At 63.7% G+C, this 15,815-nt stretch carries 13 protein-coding genes; all 13 read right to left on the bottom strand.

Annotated features, from left to right (window positions below; genetic code table 11):
- Positions 1-4: 4 nt before the first annotated feature.
- The 13 genes from glpX to ACYQ0Z_RS04890 all read right to left on the bottom strand — a co-directional run bounded on the left by glpX (position 5) and on the right by ACYQ0Z_RS04890 (position 15,815).
- Positions 5-985, bottom strand: coding sequence for a class II fructose-bisphosphatase (gene glpX / locus ACYQ0Z_RS04950; protein WP_459864923.1), 981 nt, complete (start codon positions 983-985; stop codon positions 5-7).
- 272 nt (positions 986-1,257) lie between these two features.
- Positions 1,258-1,914 (bottom strand): fructose-6-phosphate aldolase, encoded by a 657-nt coding sequence (gene fsa, locus ACYQ0Z_RS04945; protein ID WP_459864921.1) that lies wholly within the window; start codon positions 1,912-1,914, stop codon positions 1,258-1,260.
- Positions 1,915-1,938: 24 nt separating this feature from the next.
- A complete protein-coding gene (locus tag ACYQ0Z_RS04940) occupies positions 1,939-2,796 on the bottom strand; it encodes a class II fructose-1,6-bisphosphate aldolase (RefSeq protein ID WP_459864918.1) in 858 nt (285 codons plus the stop codon).
- 279 nt (positions 2,797-3,075) lie between these two features.
- The gene (locus ACYQ0Z_RS04935) at positions 3,076-3,444 is read right to left on the bottom strand and encodes a response regulator (RefSeq protein ID WP_459864916.1); all 369 of its coding nucleotides are present in this window, start codon (positions 3,442-3,444) and stop codon (positions 3,076-3,078) included.
- 202 nt (positions 3,445-3,646) lie between these two features.
- A complete protein-coding gene (gene pyrG, locus ACYQ0Z_RS04930; protein WP_459864913.1) occupies positions 3,647-5,254 on the bottom strand; it encodes a CTP synthase in 1,608 nt (535 codons plus the stop codon).
- 172 nt (positions 5,255-5,426) lie between these two features.
- The gene (gene rpoE / locus ACYQ0Z_RS04925; RefSeq protein WP_459864911.1) at positions 5,427-5,921 is read right to left on the bottom strand and encodes a DNA-directed RNA polymerase subunit delta; all 495 of its coding nucleotides are present in this window, start codon (positions 5,919-5,921) and stop codon (positions 5,427-5,429) included.
- A 242-nt stretch (positions 5,922-6,163) separates the two neighbouring features.
- The gene (gene icmF, locus ACYQ0Z_RS04920; RefSeq protein ID WP_459865162.1) at positions 6,164-9,418 is read right to left on the bottom strand and encodes a fused isobutyryl-CoA mutase/GTPase IcmF; all 3,255 of its coding nucleotides are present in this window, start codon (positions 9,416-9,418) and stop codon (positions 6,164-6,166) included.
- 86 nt (positions 9,419-9,504) lie between these two features.
- Complete coding sequence (locus ACYQ0Z_RS04915) at positions 9,505-10,131, bottom strand: TetR/AcrR family transcriptional regulator (protein ID WP_459865160.1); 627 nt, start codon at positions 10,129-10,131, stop codon at positions 9,505-9,507.
- Between the two features lie 34 nt (positions 10,132-10,165).
- Positions 10,166-11,152, bottom strand: coding sequence for a methylmalonyl Co-A mutase-associated GTPase MeaB (meaB, locus tag ACYQ0Z_RS04910; protein ID WP_459864909.1), 987 nt, complete (start codon positions 11,150-11,152; stop codon positions 10,166-10,168).
- A 107-nt stretch (positions 11,153-11,259) separates the two neighbouring features.
- Positions 11,260-12,408 carry an acyl-CoA dehydrogenase gene (locus tag ACYQ0Z_RS04905; RefSeq protein WP_459864907.1) on the bottom strand — a complete coding sequence of 383 codons (1,149 nt, stop codon included), beginning with the start codon at positions 12,406-12,408 and terminating at the stop codon, positions 11,260-11,262.
- An 89-nt stretch (positions 12,409-12,497) separates the two neighbouring features.
- A complete protein-coding gene (locus ACYQ0Z_RS04900; protein ID WP_459864905.1) occupies positions 12,498-13,640 on the bottom strand; it encodes an acyl-CoA dehydrogenase in 1,143 nt (380 codons plus the stop codon).
- A 27-nt stretch (positions 13,641-13,667) separates the two neighbouring features.
- The gene (locus ACYQ0Z_RS04895; RefSeq protein WP_459864903.1) at positions 13,668-14,549 is read right to left on the bottom strand and encodes a 3-hydroxybutyryl-CoA dehydrogenase; all 882 of its coding nucleotides are present in this window, start codon (positions 14,547-14,549) and stop codon (positions 13,668-13,670) included.
- Positions 14,550-14,627: 78 nt separating this feature from the next.
- Positions 14,628-15,815: an acetyl-CoA C-acetyltransferase gene (locus ACYQ0Z_RS04890; RefSeq protein ID WP_459864901.1), complete on the bottom strand. Its 1,188-nt coding sequence runs from the start codon at positions 15,813-15,815 to the stop codon at positions 14,628-14,630.

Genomic DNA, 15,815 nt, shown 5'->3' with positions numbered 1-15,815 from the left:
CTCCTTATGCATCCTCGGTGGCAAGCTGGAAGCTGGGCTTTCGCTCCAAGCGGTGAAACCCTTCGATAAAGCGCACCGTTCCCGTTTTGGCGCGCATCACGACGGAGTGAGTCGTCGCCTGGGTGCGGCTCAAGAAGCGCACACCGCGCAAGAGCTCGCCGTCGGTCACCCCGGTCGCCGCGAAGATGGCGTCGTCCCCTTTGACCATGTCCTCCATGCGCAACACGCGTAGCGGATCATCGAGACCCATGCGCTTGCACCGTTCGTACTCCTCGTCATTTTGCGGACGCAGACGGCCCTGGATTTCCCCGCCCAGGCACTTCAGCGCCACGGCGGCCAGCACCCCTTCCGGTGCCCCGCCAATGCCGAAGAGGATGTCGACGCCAGTGTTGGGGAACGCCGTGTTGATCGCTGCCGCCACGTCACCGTCGGAAATCAGCTTGATGCGCGCACCAGCCTCGCGAATCTCCTCGATCAGCTTGGCATGGCGCGGCCGGTCGAGCACGACGGCCACCAGGTCCTCAATGTCCTTGTTCTTGGCCTTGGCCACCGCCTTCAGGTTGTCCTTCACCGGGGCGTCGATGTCAATCACACCGACTGCATCGGGGCCGACGGCGATCTTCTCCATGTACATGTCCGGCGCGTGAAGCAGGTTGCCGCGGTCGGCCACGGCCACCACGGCCAGGGCATTCCATAAGCCTTTGGCCACAATGTTTGTCCCCTCGAGCGGATCGACGGCCACATCCACCGCCGGCGGCACCCCCTGGCCCAATCGCTCGCCGATGTACAACATCGGCGCTTCGTCCATCTCCCCTTCGCCGATGACCACCACGCCGTCCATCGGCACGTGCTGAAACTCGCGGCGCATGGCCGTCGTCGCCGCGTCGTCGGCTTCGTCCTTCTTGCCCAACCCCATCCACCGCGCCGCGGCCAGGGCAGCCGCTTCCGTGACGCGGACCAGCTCCAGCGTCAAACTGCGTTCCATAGGCCGTTCCCTCCCTTTCCGCGCGAATCGAAAAGCTTGAAGCAGGCGAACCGGTGCGCAGCAATGTCGACCGCCAGCGCACACCACCAAAATCGGCTTTCAGCGGGGCAGCAGGTTGGCCATCCGTCCCTGGGGGAACCCGATCGGGGATCGCGGGGACAACGGCAAGCGCAAGGTCCTGGAAAGGAGATCGAGATGCGCGAAGGTGGGTACCCGCTTGAATAAGGAAGGGGGAAACGGCACGCGGCCTGCCGTTTCCCGCGCGAAGGGGGTTACGCCTGTTGTGCAGACCTGGCCCTTTCCCAGTCGGCCAGGAACTTCTCGAGGCCGATGTCGGTCAGCGGGTGTTTGACCATCTGCTCAATCACCTTATACGGCACCGTGGCGATATGGGCGCCCAGGCGCGCCGCTTCCGTCACGTGCAAGGGATGTCGCACGCTGGCGGCAATAATCTCCGTCTCGATGCCGTGGCGGGTGAAGATCTCGGCGATCGTGCCGATCAGCTCCAGGCCGTTGTGGCTCACGTCATCGAGGCGCCCGATGAACGGGGAAACATACGTCGCCCCGGCCCGCGCCGCCAAAAGGGCCTGGTTGGCCGAGAAAATGAGGGTGACGTTGGTGCGGATCTTCTTTTTCGTCAGCGCCTTGACCGCCTTGAGCCCCTCCACGGTCATGGGAATCTTGATGACGATGTTTTTCGACAGCGCCGCCAGTTCCTCCCCTTCGCGGATCATCCCCTCCGCGTCGGTGCTGATTACCTCGGCGCTAATCGGACCGTCGACAATGTCGATGATGTCCCGCAACACGTCCTGGAAGGGGCGCCCCTCCTTGGCCACGAGGGTGGGGTTGGTCGTCACCCCGGCGATCACACCCATCTCATGGGCGGCGCGGATTTCGTCAATGTTGGCCGAATCGATAAACAGCTTCACGCCCGTTCCCTCCGCTGCACGTTCTTAGGCTTTTCCAGAGCTGCCGAAGAGCCGCATCTTTTGCTTGACCACTTCCTTCATCGCCTCGCGCGCGGGACCCAGGTACTTGCGCGGATCGTACAGGGACGGCTTTTCGGCCAGGATCTTGCGCACCGTTTCCGTGCAGGCCACCTGGTTTTCGGTGTTGACGTTGATCTTGCCCACACCGAGGCGAATCGCTTGACGGATCTGCTCGTCCGGCACCCCCGAACCGCCGTGGAGCACGATCGGCGCCTCGATGTTTTGGGCCACCTTTTCAATGATGTGGAAGCGGATGTTGGGCTTCCCTTTGTACAGTCCGTGCGCCGTTCCCACGGCGAGGGCCAACGCGTCTACACGGGTTTCTTCCCAGAAGCGGATGGCCTCGTCGGGGTCGGCCAGCATGGCGTCTTCCTCGTCGACAGAGAGGTCGTCCTCGGTTCCGCCGATCTTGCCCAGCTCCGCTTCGACGGAAACGCCCACGGCGTGGGCTGCCTCGACCACTTTCTTCGTCAGGGCAATGTTTTCGTCAAGGGGCAGGTGGGAACCGTCGATCATGACCGAGGTAAACCCGGCGCGGATGCACTTCATCACCATGTCAAAACTGGAACCGTGATCGAGATGCAGGGCCACCGGCACACCGGCGCGGTCGGCGAACACCTTGGCCAGGGCCACCACCACGTCGGGGCCGCCCATGTACTTGATCGCACCCTCGCTGGCCCCAAAAATGAGCGGCGACTTCTCCTCCTCGGCCGCCTCGATGATCGCCTGGGTGAACTCCAGATTGTTCATGTTGAACTGGCCAACAGCAAAGCCCTCCGCTTTGGCGCGCGGCAGAAATGCGGTCATCGGGACAAGCGGCATGGCAACTCCTCCTTTGCATTGGGTTATGTACCACAGGGCACCCGGCGGCAGCGGCCGCGCCGGACGGACCCGGTCACCCACTGTCACCGGGATGCCTCTCGGAACCCCCGTCACAAAATCAAAGTGGAGGTGTCCCTCCACCAGCCCGTTGCACACGAGCGCCAGCGCATGGCCATGGTCTCCACGCGCGGGATCCCCCTCGCGTGGAAGCGATTACATCCACGTCATTTCCCACCGCGCGCTTGCGTGCTGCTTTCGTGGTCTCCTCCATCGCCATCGTCAGGATGCAAGCTGCGCACGCACGGTATTGCGCAGCTCGTCGATATCGAAGGGCTTGGTGAAATGGGCCAGCACGCCAAGCGCCGTCGCCTCTTTTATCATATCAAGTTCGCCATACGCCGTCATCATGATCACTTTGATGCGGTTGTCGATCTTCTTGATCTTCTTCAGAATCTCCAGGCCGTTCATCCCGGGAATCTTCATGTCGAGAATCACCAGATCGGGAACCTGGCGCTCCACGATCTCGATGGCCTGCTTGCCGTTGGCCGCCAACAGGATGGTGTACCCTTCCTGTTCGAGCAGCTCATTGAGGAGCACGCGGATCCCGTATTGGTCGTCAACAATCAGCACGGTTTTTCCGTTTGCCATGGATTGATCCCCCCTGTCATTGGCCTCCCCAACGGCACCACACAATACCAACTTTTTCTCTATGACAGGGCGATAATCCTCCCAAGAGGAAGAATTTTTCGTCCTTTCCACCCAAAAAATCTTGGAGCCCGCCTCCAGGCCCCAAAGCTCCGAACACCAGGGCGTCGGCCCCTCTCTCTCCGCGCGGCCTCGTTTTTCCCGTTCACCGCGTCAGGCGATGGGCCTTGGCCGCGCGCACAAAATCGCGAAACAGCGGCTGCGGCCGGTTCGGGCGCGACGTGAACTCCGGATGGAACTGCGTGGCCACGAACCACGGATGATCGGCCAGCTCGATGATCTCCACCAGACGGCCATCGGGCGATGTTCCAGTGACGCGCAACCCCGCCCGTTCCAAGGCCTCGCGGTACTGGTTGTTGAACTCGTAGCGATGACGGTGACGTTCGTGCACCATCGTTGTCCCATACGCCCGGTGGGCCAAGCTGCCTTCGACAATCGCACACGGATAGGCGCCAAGCCGCATCGTCCCGCCGAGGTCCTCAATCTCTTTTTGCTCCGGCAAGAGATCGATCACCGGGTAAGGCGTAGCCGGGTCGATTTCCGAACTGTGCGCCGCCGTCCAGCCGAGAACATGGCGGGCAAATTCCACCACCGCCATCTGCATGCCCAGGCAGATGCCGAGGAAGGGGATGCGCCGCTCCCGGGCGTAGCGGATGGCCGTTATCTTTCCGTCGATGCCCCGATCGCCAAAGCCGCCCGGCACGAGGATGCCGTCGGCCTCACCCAACAGCTCGTCCACGTTGTCGATGGTCACCTCTTCGGAGTTGATCCAGTCGATCACCACCTCGGTATCGTTGGCCACACCGGCGTGCAAGAGGGCTTCCGCCACGCTGAGGTAGGCATCCCGCAGCGAGACATATTTGCCGACCAGCGCAATGCGCGTCTTCCCTTTGAGCCCGCGAATCTTCTCCACGAAGGCCCGCCATTCGCGCATGTCGGCCGGGCCGCAGTCAAAGCCAAGGTAACGAACGACATACTCGTCGAGGCCCTGCTCCTGCAGCATGAGCGGCACTTCGTACAGGATGTCCGCGTCGCGCGCCTCGATCACCGCGCTGGGATCGATGTCGCAGAACAGGGCGATCTTTTCCTTCATGTCCGGAGACAGCGGCTTTTCCGTCCGGCAAACGATGACGTTCGGTTGAATGCCCAGGCTGCGCAGCTCCTTGACACTGTGCTGTGTTGGCTTGGTCTTCAGCTCGCCCGCCGCGCGCAAATACGGCACCAGCGTGCAATGGATGTACATCACATTCTCGCGGCCAATGTCACTCTTGATCTGGCGAATCGCCTCCAGGAAGGGCAGGCTCTCGATGTCGCCAACCGTTCCGCCAATCTCGGTGATGACAACGTCGGCCCCCGTTTCGCGGCCAGCGCGGAACACACACTCCTTGATCTCGTTGGTAATGTGCGGGATCACCTGCACCGTGCCGCCGAGGTAGTCGCCGCGGCGTTCCTTGGCAATCACCGCCGAGTAGATCTTCCCGGTTGTCACGTTGCTGTTTTGGTTCAAGTTGATGTCGATAAACCGCTCATAGTGCCCCAGGTCGAGGTCGGTCTCCGCACCGTCTTCCGTCACAAACACCTCGCCGTGTTGGTATGGGCTCATCGTCCCCGGGTCCACGTTGATGTACGGGTCAAATTTCTGGATCGTGACGTTTAGGCCCCTGTTTTTGAGCAGCCGGCCGAGCGAAGCGGCCGTAATGCCCTTTCCGAGGGACGAAACCACACCACCCGTCACAAAAATGTATTTGGTCATCGGTGTTCCCTCTCTTTCCCTGCCAGTGTCGGACAATCGCGGAAAACACATAAAAAAAACAAAAGTGACGCCTGTTGGAAACAGGGGCACTTTTGTTTTCCGGTCTGATCTCTTAAAAAGCCCATAGGTTATTTTACGGAACACCGGCAAAAAAGTCAACGCCGTCAACCCGTTAGTACTCGTCGTCGTTGTAATCGGTATCCAGCTCCTCGTCCTCCAGGAACACGTCGTCGCCCTCGTCGTCGAGGTAGTCGTCTTCCTCGTCGAGGTACTCCTCCTCGTCGAGATATTCCCCTTCTTCCGCGTCCTCGTCGTATTCCTCGTCGAGGAGCATGTCGTCGTCCTCGTAGTCGTCGTATTCGTCGCCCTTCTTGCGGGTCCGCCCAATGGTGATCGTTTCTTCGGCCGCCTCCACCGGGTACCAGCGTTTCAGCCCCCAGCGGTTGTCGCCAATGCAGACAAACCGGCCGTCGATGTTGATCTCGGTGTAGAATTGCGCGAGCAGCGCTTCCACTTCTTCATCGGAGAGTCCTTTCAGCTCGGCCACTTCTTTCAGGAGGTCGTAGAAGAGAAGTGCCTCGCGCTTTTCGGCCAGCAGATGATACGCCACGTCAACCATGGACATTTCCGCTAGCTTCTCTTTGTCCAACTCACGCAGGAGGCTCAACGTACGGCACATCCCTTCTCTTCGAGGTTTCCCGCCGCGCGGCGCATGTGCGCCGACTCCAGTATTCCTTATTTTATCGGATTCCCGGAAGGTGTCAAACCCTGCACACGCCTTCGCCCTTTCCGCAGGACGACCACACCCTCGCACCTCCGCTCCCGACCGTGCCCAATCAAAACAGCCCGTCGCGGGGACGGGCTGTTTTGCCAAACGGGGGCACACGGCAGCGGGGGCGGGCCCGGCCGTTACATGTTCCGGCGGTATTTGCCGCCCACTTCGTACAGGGCCTGGGTGATCTGGCCAAGGGAGCAGTACTTCACCGTCTCCATCAGCTCGGCAAAGATGTTACCGCCGGAACGGGCCACGTCCTTGAGACGCCGCAGCATCTCCGGCGCCTTGTCCTTGTTCCGCTCCTGGAAGGCGCGCAGGTTCCGGATCTGCTGTTCCTTCTCTTCCTTCGTCGCCCGCGCCAGCGGGACGTTGTTCCACTCTTCCTCGGAGGCGTTTTCGTTGACAAAGGTGTTGACGCCGATGATGGGCAGCTCGCCGCTGTGCTTGAGCTGCTCGTAGTAGAGGGACTCCTCCTGGATCTTGGCGCGCTGGTACATCGTCTCCATGGCCCCGAGGACACCGCCGCGGGCGCTGAGGCGCTCGAATTCGGCCAGCACGGCCTCCTCGACGAGGTCGGTCAGCTCTTCGATGATGAAGGAGCCCTGAAGCGGGTTCTCGTTCTTGGCCAGGCCCAGCTCCTTGGTGATGATGAGCTGGATGGCCATGGCCCGGCGCACCGACTCTTCCGTCGGCGTGGTGATCGCCTCATCATAGGCGTTGGTGTGCAGCGAGTTGCAGTTGTCATAAATGGCCATGAGCGCCTGCAGCGTGGTGCGGATGTCGTTGAAGGCCATCTCCTGGGCGTGCAGGGAACGGCCCGAGGTCTGCACGTGGTACTTCAGCTTCTGGCTGCGCTCGTTGGCGCCGTACTTGTACTTCATCACCGTGGCCCAGATGCGCCGTGCCACCCGACCGATCACCGAATACTCGGGATCGAGGCCGTTGGAGAAGAAGAAGGACAGGTTGGGCGCGAAGTCGTCGATGTGCATGCCACGGGACAAGTAGTACTCGACGTAGGTGAAGCCGTTGGCCAGCGTGAAGGCAAGCTGCGTGATCGGGTTGGCCCCGGCCTCGGCGATGTGATACCCGCTGATCGACACCGAATAGTAGTTCCGCACGTGGTTGTCGATAAAGTACTGCTGGATGTCGCCCATCATGCGCAGGGCGAAATCGATGGAAAAGATGCACGTGTTCTGGCCCTGGTCTTCCTTAAGAATGTCGGCCTGCACCGTGCCGCGCACCGTGCGCAGGGTGCGCGCTTTGATCGCCTCGTACTCCTCCGGCGTCGGCTCGCGCCCGTGTTCGGCCTTGAATTTTTCTACCTGCTGGTCGATGGCCGTGTTGAAAAACATGGCCAGAAGGATGGGCGCCGGCCCGTTAATCGTCATCGACACGCTCGTCTTCGGGTCACACAGGTCAAAGCCGGCATAGAGCTTCTTCATGTCGTCCAGCGTGCACACGCTGACGCCGCTCTCTCCGACCTTACCGTAGATGTCCGGCCGGTAATCGGGGTCATGGCCGTACAGGGTGACGCTGTCGAAGGCCGTGGACAGGCGTTTGGCGTCATCGTTGCGGCACAGGTAGTGAAAGCGCTTGTTCGTGCGCTCCGGCGTGCCCTCACCGGCAAACTGACGCTTGGGATCCTCCTCGGTGCGCTTGAAGGGGAAGACGCCGGCCGTGTACGGGAATTCGCCGGGTACGTTCTCCTTCAGGCACCATTTGAGGATTTCGCCCCAGTCCTCATACTTGGGCAAGGCCACCTTGGGGATCTTCGTGCCCGCCAACGAGGTGGTGTACAGCTGCTGCGTGATCTCCTTGTCGCGCACCTTGTAGGTAAAGGTATCCTTCGTGTACTTCTCCTTCACCTTGGGCCAGTTCTCCAGAATCTTCTTGCAATCGGGGTGCAGCCGGGCCTCGGTGCGGGTAATCTCCTCCTCCAGGGCGGTCAGCGCCTGCCTGGCCTCCGCATCGTCGCGACCCGCCAGCGCCTCCTTAGCCCCGTGGAGCTGGTACAGCCGGCGCGCCACGGCCACCTGCTCGTCGACAAACTTGCGGTAGTTCCGCACCGTCTGGGCGATTTCGGCCAGGTAGTTGGCGCGCTCCGGGGGGATGATCAGGTTGTGCTTGGTGGTCACCTTCTCCTTCGGCGCGTCCGGCACCGACCAGTCAAGCCCCTTCTTCTCGTTAATCGTCTTCACCAGGTGGGCAAACAGGCTGTTGACACCGGGGTCGTTGAACTGGCTGGCGATGGTCCCGAACACCGGCAGGTCCTCGTCCCGGACGTGGAACAGGTTGCGGTTGCGCTTGACCTGCTTGCGCACCTCGCGCAGGGCGTCTTCGGAGCCGCGTCGTTCAAACTTGTTGATGACGACGATGTCGGCGAAGTCGAGCATGTCAATCTTCTCCAGCTGCGATGGCGCGCCGAACTCGCTCGTCATCACGTAGAGGGCGATATCGCACACCTTGACGATCTCGGCATCGCCCTGGCCGATCCCGCTCGTCTCGACGATGACCAAGTCAAAGCCGGCGGCCTTGACGACGGCGATGGCGTCCTCGATGGCCGGGGACAGTTCCGATTTCGAGCCGCGCGTGGCCAGACTGCGCATGTACACCCGCGGGCTATCGATAGCGTTCATGCGGATGCGGTCGCCGAGGAGGGCGCCGCCGGTGCGCTGGCGGGACGGGTCGACGGAGAGAACGGCCACCGTCTTGTCGGGGAAGTGCTCGAGAAAGCGCAGCACCAGCTCGTCAGTCAGCGAACTTTTCCCCGCCCCCCCGGTCCCGGTAATCCCGACCACCGGCGCGGCGGAATCCGCCCGGCGCAGCTCGGCAAACAGCTCGCCGTAGCGCCGCGCGTCGCGCGCCGCCTCCTGCTCGGCCACAGTGATTAGCCGAGCGATCGCTTGCTCGTCGCGGGCGCGCAAGCGGTCCGGTTCGTCGGTCACCTCCGTCACCGTGGGGAAATCGCACCGCTCGAGCATGTAGTTGATCATGCCCTGCAGGCCCATGCGCCGGCCGTCCTCCGGCGAGAAGATCTTGCAGATGCCGTAGGCCTCCAGCTCGTCGATCTCCCGCGGGATGATCACCCCGCCCCCGCCGCCGAAGATCTTGATGTGCCCGGCACCGCGCTCCTGCAGGAGGTCGTACATGTACTTGAAGAACTCCATGTGCCCGCCCTGGTACGAGCTGACGGCAATCCCCTGCACGTCCTCCTGGATGGCCGCGCGGACGATCTCTTCCGCCGAGCGGTTGTGCCCGAGGTGGATCACCTCGGCACCGGAAGCAAGCAGCAGGCGGCGGATGATGTTGATCGAGGCGTCGTGTCCGTCAAACAGGCTGGCCGCCGTGACGAAGCGCACCTTGTGCCGCGCGCGGTAGACGCCGTCCACCACACGTCCGCGCGCGTCCTCCGCCGTCGCCACGGGGGTAAGCGTTTGCCCGTCCGCTTGGGGGTTGCGCCCGACTTCCATTGCACTCACTCCTTTCGCACTGGTTCTCTGGCTTCGCCGCTGGCCATCTCGTTCAGGAGCAGCGCGATCTGCCGCTCCGTGTACTGTTCCAGCGTGTAGTGTTTGCGCAAGGCCCACCGGCGGAATGTCCACATTTCGCCCATCACCATGATGTTGTGGGCCATCAGTTTCACCTGCGACGCATCGAGGCGGATGGTGCCGTCGGCGATGCCGCGGCGCAGGATCTCTTCGAAGATGCCGGTGATCTCCTCTTCCTTGCGCAGCACGTAGGGCAGGTGCGTCGGCGGCAGGGACTTCGACTCCTGGTACATGAGGAGGACGCTGTCCTGCATCTCGTCCATCACCTTGAAAAAGTGGCGGATGGCATCCTTGAGCATCTCCAGGCCGCTCTTGCTGTCACACAACGCCTCGCGCAGCCGCCGCTCCACCTCGCCGTGGATGGCCTCGACGACCAGGTAGAGGACGTCCTCCTTCGACTCGATGTACTCGTAGAGCGTGCCAATGCTGAAGCCCGACGCCCGGGCGATCTCGCGCGTCGTCGTCCGGTGAAAGCCTTTGTTGATGAACAGCTCCACCGCCGCGTCGACGATCTGGCGCCGGCGTTTTTCGATCAGCAGCGGGTCCTTTACCATGGAGGCAATTTTCGGCTTCGGGCGGTCCACCGGCCTACACCTCCTCCTCGACGCGCGCGTGGCATCGCGGGTGGACGTCGGGGTCGCGCAAGAGGCCGTCGATCAGCGCTTCGGCTGCCGCGTACGGGTCAACGGCGCCGGCCTGCACCTTCGCAAGCAGGTCGGCAAAGGGAGGCTCCTCCAGGCATGCGGCCAGCCGGCGCTCCAGCCGGGCAACGGCCAGGGCCAGCACATCGCGGCGCAGGCGCTCGGCCCGCTGGCGACGGCCTTCGCCGCTTTGCTCGAGGTACGCGCGATGGTCCGCAATCGCTTGCCACAGGTCGTCGAGCCCTTCGCCGCGCGACGCCGACGTTTTCACCACCGGCGGGCGCCACGGGGTGTCATGGGCAACCAAATCGAGCATCGCCTCGACCTGGGCCTTTACCTTTTCGGCCCCAGGACGGTCGGCCTTGTTGACGACAAACACGTCGGCGATTTCCATGATGCCGGCTTTGAACGCCTGTACCACATCTCCCCCGCCCGGCGTCAGCACAACCACCGTCGTGTCCACCACGTGCATCACGTCCACTTCCGACTGGCCCACGCCGACCGTCTCGACGAGGACGACGTCAAACCCGGCGGCGTCGAGGACGCGCACGGCATCCTGCGTGCTGCGCGAAAGTCCCCCCAGGTGGCCCCGCGTCCCCATGCTGCGGATAAACACCCCCGGATCGGTGGCGTGGGCCTGCATGCGCACGCGGTCGCCCAAGAGCGCCCCGCCGGTAAACGGGCTCGTCGGGTCAACGGCAACGACGGCGACGGTCAGCCCCTGCCGCCGCAAATGGCCCACCAATCGGTCGACCAGGGAGCTTTTCCCTGCCCCGGGCGCGCCGGTGATGCCCACACGCACCGCCCGTCCGGTATGGGGGTACAGCCGCTTGAGCAAGGCGTCCTTTTCGGGATGGCCGTTTTCCACCCAGGTGATCGCCCGCGCCACCGCGCGCCGGTCTCCAGCCCGCACCCGTGCCGCCAACTCGTCCATGGCTTCCCGCTCCTCTCCGCTTCCCCAGTGCTTGCTCCAATCGATCGTAATCCCTCGCTCGCGCGCGTCCCGCCCCCCTTTTCCAGCTTCCGGCGTTTTCCGCGCGCTCACGCCTTGAGCAGGTGGTTGGCGATGACCAGGCGCTGGATCTCGTTCGTGCCCTCGTAAATCTGCGTAATCTTGGCGTCGCGCATGAACCGCTCGACAGGATACTCTTTTGTGTACCCGTATCCGCCGAAGATCTGCACGGCGTCGATGGTCACCTCCATGGCCACGTCGCCGGCAAACAGCTTGGCCATGGCCGAGGCCTTGCCGTAGGGCAGTCCGTTGTCCTCTAGCCACGCCGCCTGGTAGGTGAGGAGGCGCGCCGCCTCGATCTTCGTCGCCATGTCGGCCAGCTTGAACTGGATGGCCTGCTGCGCGGCGATCGGCTTGCCGAACTGCTTGCGCTCCTTGGCGTAGGCGAGGGCCGCCTCAAAGGCGCCTTGGGCGATGCCCACCGCCTGCGCGGCAATGCCGTTGCGCCCACCGTCGAGGGTCATCATGGCGATCTTAAAGCCTTCGCCTTCCTGGCCGAGGAGGTTTTCGGCGGGCACGCGACAGTCTTCGAAGATCACCTCGTAGGTCGTCGACGAACGGATGCCCAGTTTGCTCTCCTTCTTGCCCATGCGAAAGCCCGGCGTGCCCTTTTCGACGATGAAGGCGCTGATGCCACGGTGGCGTTTTTCCGCCTTCGGATCGGTGAGGGCGAAGACGATGTAGATGTCGCCTACACCGCCATTGGTGATGAAGATCTTGCTCCCGTTGAGGACATAGCTGTCACCGTCGCGGATGGCCGTCGTGCGCATGCCGGCGGCGTCGGACCCCGAACCGGGCTCGGTCAGGCAGTAGGCACCGATCTTCTCACCGGTGGCCAGGGGACGCAGGAAGCGCTCCTTCTGCTCTTCGGTGCCGAATTTCCAGATCGGCCAGCTGGCCAGGGACACGTGGGCCGACAGCGTCACGCCGACGGAGGCATCGACGCGGGACAGCTCCTCCACGGCAATGACGTAGCTGAGGAAGTCGGCCCCGGCCCCGCCGTACTGCTCCTCCCACGGAATGCCGGTCAGTCCCAGCGCGGCCATCTTGTCGAAGATGGCCCGGTCAAACCGCTCCTCCTCATCGCGCTCGGCTGCCGTCGGGGCCACCTCCTTCTCGGCGAAGTCGCGCACCATGCGACGCATCATCTCGTGCTCTTCGCTCAGCCGGAAGTCCATCGCCCTCGCTCCTTTTCCCTTGGGATGTCGTCTGGGAAAGCCGTTGCGCCGCCGCTCCCGAAACCCGCAGCCGTCCCTCCGCCACGCGTTCACGCCTTAAGCAGGCGGCGGGCAATGACCAGCCGCTGGATCTGGTTCGTGCCCTCGTAGATCTGCGTGATCTTGGCGTCGCGGAAATAGCGCTCCACGGGGTACTCCTTCGTGTAGCCATAGCCACCGAAGATCTGTACCGCCTCGGTGGCCACCCACATGGCCGTGTCGGAGGCGAAGCACTTGGCCATCGACGCTTCCTTGCCGCAGGGCAGGCCCCGGTCGCGCAAGGCCGCCGCACGGTAAACGAGAAGGCGCGCCGCCTCGATGCGCGTGGCCATGTCGGCCAGCTTGAACTGAATGGCCTGCTGCGCGGCGATCGGCTTGCCGAACTGCCGGCGTTCCTTGGCGTAGGCCAACGCGTGCGCAAAGGCCCCTTCCGCGATGCCCAGAGCCTGGGCGGCGATGCCAATGCGCCCACCGTCGAGATTGGCCATGGCGACCGTGAAGCCCTCGCCCTCCTCGCCCAGCCGGTTTTCCGCCGGCACCTCGGCGTCCTCGAAGATGAGCGCCGTCGTACTCGAGCCGTGCAGGCCCATCTTCTTCTCCTTCTTACCGACGACGAAGCCGGGTGTGTCCTTCTCCACGATGAAGGCGGTGATGCCCTTTGCCCCTTTCGACGGATCGGTAACGGCAAAGGTGATGTACACGTCGGCGTGGCCGCCGCTGGTGATGAACACCTTCGTGCCGTTCAGGATGTACCGGTCGCCCTTTTTCACCGCCGTGGTGCGGATGCTTGCCGCGTCGGACCCGGCGTGGGGCTCGGTGAGGGCGAAGGCGCCGAGCCATTCACCGGAGGCCAACTTCGGCACGTACCGCTTCTTCTGTTCCTCAGTGCCGAACGTGAGAATCGGATACGTGGCCACCGAGGTATGCACCGAGAGGATGACGCCCACCGCGGGGCTGACCTTGGAAATCTCCTCGATGGCCAGGATGTAGGAGGTGAAGTCCATCCCCGCGCCACCCCACGCTTCGGGAATGGGGATGCCCATCAGCCCCAGCTCGCCCATCTTCTTGAGGATGGCGTCGGGAAAGGCGTCTTCCGCCTCCATGCGGGGCACCTGGGGGGCGATCTCCTTTTCGGCAAACTCGTGAACCAGTTTGCGCAGCATCTCCTGCTCCGGTGTGAACTGAAGGTTCATGCGCTTCCCCCGCTTCCTGTCTTTCTGTCACCGCGCGACGCCCACGCGATTCCCCGCCTCGTCGTAGACGTAGAAGCCCCGGCCCGTCTTGCGGCCCAGCCAACCGGCCTTCACGTACTGGCGAAGCAGCGGGCACGGCCGGTACTTTGGATCGCCGAACCCCTCGTGCAGCACCTCGAGGATGGCCAGGCACGTGTCGAGGCCGATCAGGTCGGCCAGGGCCAGCGGGCCCATCGGGTGGTTCATGCCCAGCTTCATCACCTGGTCCACCGCTTCCGGCGTGGCCACCCCTTCATACACGCAGTAGATGGCCTCGTTGATCATCGGCATGAGCACGCGATTGGAAACGAAGCCGGGAAAGTCGTTGACGACAACCGGCGTCTTGCCCATTCGCTTTGCCAGGTCCTCGGTAATCCGGTACACCTCGTCGGCCGTGGCCAGCCCGCGGATGATCTCGACGAGTTGCATCACCGGCACCGGGTTCATGAAGTGCATGCCGATGACCTTCTCCGGCCGCTTCGTGTGCGCCGCCAGCTCGGTGATCGGCAGGGACGAGGTGTTGGAGGCGAGGATGGCGTGCGGCGGCGCCGCCTCGTCCAGCCGGCGGAACACGTCGGCCTTGATGGCCAGGTTCTCGGTGACGGCCTCGATGACGAAGTCGGCCGCTCGCGCCTCCTCGAGCGCCGTCGTCGTCCGGATACGGGCGAGGGCCGCGTCCCGCGCCGCGGCGGCAAGCTTGCCCTTTTCCACGGCGCGGTCCAGGTTGCGCCGGATCACGCCCAGCCCCCGTTCGACGAAGTGTTCTTCCACGTCGTGCAGGATGACATTGTAGCCGGATTGCGCCGCCACCTGCGCGATGCCGCTGCCCATCTGGCCGGCGCCGACGACCAGAATCGTATGAATCTCCACGCGTATTCCCCCTCTTTCTTCGCTCGGTTTGCGCTCCGTTGCGTTGGATGCCCCCTTCGGTGGCGATTGCCGGATCCCTTACGCCCCGTCCACCTGCACGAGGACCGCGTCGCCCTGGGCCGCACCGCTGCAGATGGCGGCGATGCCGAGCCCGCCGCCGCGACGGCGCAGCTCGTAGATGAGGGTGATCAGAATGCGCGCTCCACTAGCCCCAATGGGATGTCCCAGGGCGATGGCCCCGCCGTTGACGTTCACCTTCTCCCGATCCCAGCCGACAATCTTCTCGCTGGTGAGCACGACGGCGGCAAAGGCCTCGTTTACCTCAATGAGGTCGATGTCGTTCAGCGTAAGCCCCGTTTTCTTGAGCAGTTCCAGGATGGCCAGTCCCGGCACCGTAGCCAGATACGGCGCCTCGGCCCCCACCGCGGCGTGGGCAAGAATGGTGGCCAAGGGTTTTCGCCCCTCGCGCCTGGCCCGCTCCGCCGACATCAGCACGAGCGCGCCGGCCCCGTCGTTGACCCCGGGGGCGTTGCCCGCCGTGATCGTGCCGTCGGCGATGAAAATCGGCGGCAGCTTGGCCAGCGCCTCTAGGCTCGTGTCGCGCCGCGGCGCCTCATCCGTCGTAACGAGGACCGGATCGCCCTTCTTCTGCGGCACAGCCACCGGCACGATCTCCTCGGCCAGCTTGCCGCTGTCGATGGCGGCGATGGCCCGCTGGTGGCTGCGCAGGGCGTAGGCGTCCTGCTCCTCCCGGGTGATGCCGTACTCCTTGGCCACGTTGCTGCCGTGGACGGCCATGTGCACGTTGTGGAAGGCACAGGTGAGGCCGTCGTACACCATCAGGTCGACCAGTTCCCCGTTCCCCATGCGGTAGCCCCAGCGGGCGCGGGGCAGCGCATACGGCGCGTTGCTCATGCTCTCCATGCCGCCGGCGACGATCACCTCGGCGTCGCCGGCACGGATGATCTGGTCAGCCAGCGTCACGCTGCGCAACCCCGAGGCGCACACCTTGTTGATCGTCTCCGTGCGCACCTCCCACGGCAGCCCCGCCTTGCGCGCCGCCTGGCGGGAGGGAATCTGCCCCGCCCCACCCTGCAGCACCATGCCCATGATCACCTCGTCCACCTGCGCAGGGGCCACGTCGGCCCGCCGCAGGGCCTCGCGGATCGCCGCCGCCCCCAGATCGACAGCCTGCAAGTCTTTCAGCGCACCGCCGAATTTCCCGAAAGGCGTCCGCGCCGCCCCGACAATCACCGTACGCGTCAT

It is taken from the genome of Calditerricola yamamurae (assembly GCF_054654135.1).
The sequence above is the reverse complement of the archived record's forward strand: the minus strand, read 5'-3'. Positions and strand labels throughout refer to the sequence as shown.

Bases quoted from the DNA above. Each gene is read 5' to 3' on its own strand.
- glpX (WP_459864923.1), bottom strand. From the start codon at position 985: ATGGAACGCAGTTTGACGCTGGAGCTGGTCCGCGTCACGGAAGCGGCT.
- ACYQ0Z_RS04940 (WP_459864918.1), bottom strand. From the start codon at position 2,796: ATGCCGCTTGTCCCGATGACCGCATTTCTGCCGCGCGCCAAAGCGGAG.
- ACYQ0Z_RS04935 (WP_459864916.1), bottom strand. From the start codon at position 3,444: ATGGCAAACGGAAAAACCGTGCTGATTGTTGACGACCAATACGGGATC.
- pyrG (WP_459864913.1), bottom strand. From the start codon at position 5,254: ATGACCAAATACATTTTTGTGACGGGTGGTGTGGTTTCGTCCCTCGGA.
- ACYQ0Z_RS04915 (WP_459865160.1), bottom strand. From the start codon at position 10,131: ATGGTAAAGGACCCGCTGCTGATCGAAAAACGCCGGCGCCAGATCGTC.
- meaB (WP_459864909.1), bottom strand. From the start codon at position 11,152: ATGGACGAGTTGGCGGCACGGGTGCGGGCTGGAGACCGGCGCGCGGTG.
- ACYQ0Z_RS04905 (WP_459864907.1), bottom strand. From the start codon at position 12,408: ATGGACTTCCGGCTGAGCGAAGAGCACGAGATGATGCGTCGCATGGTG.
- ACYQ0Z_RS04900 (WP_459864905.1), bottom strand. From the start codon at position 13,640: ATGAACCTTCAGTTCACACCGGAGCAGGAGATGCTGCGCAAACTGGTT.
- ACYQ0Z_RS04890 (WP_459864901.1), bottom strand. From the start codon at position 15,815: ATGACGCGTACGGTGATTGTCGGGGCGGCGCGGACGCCTTTCGGGAAA.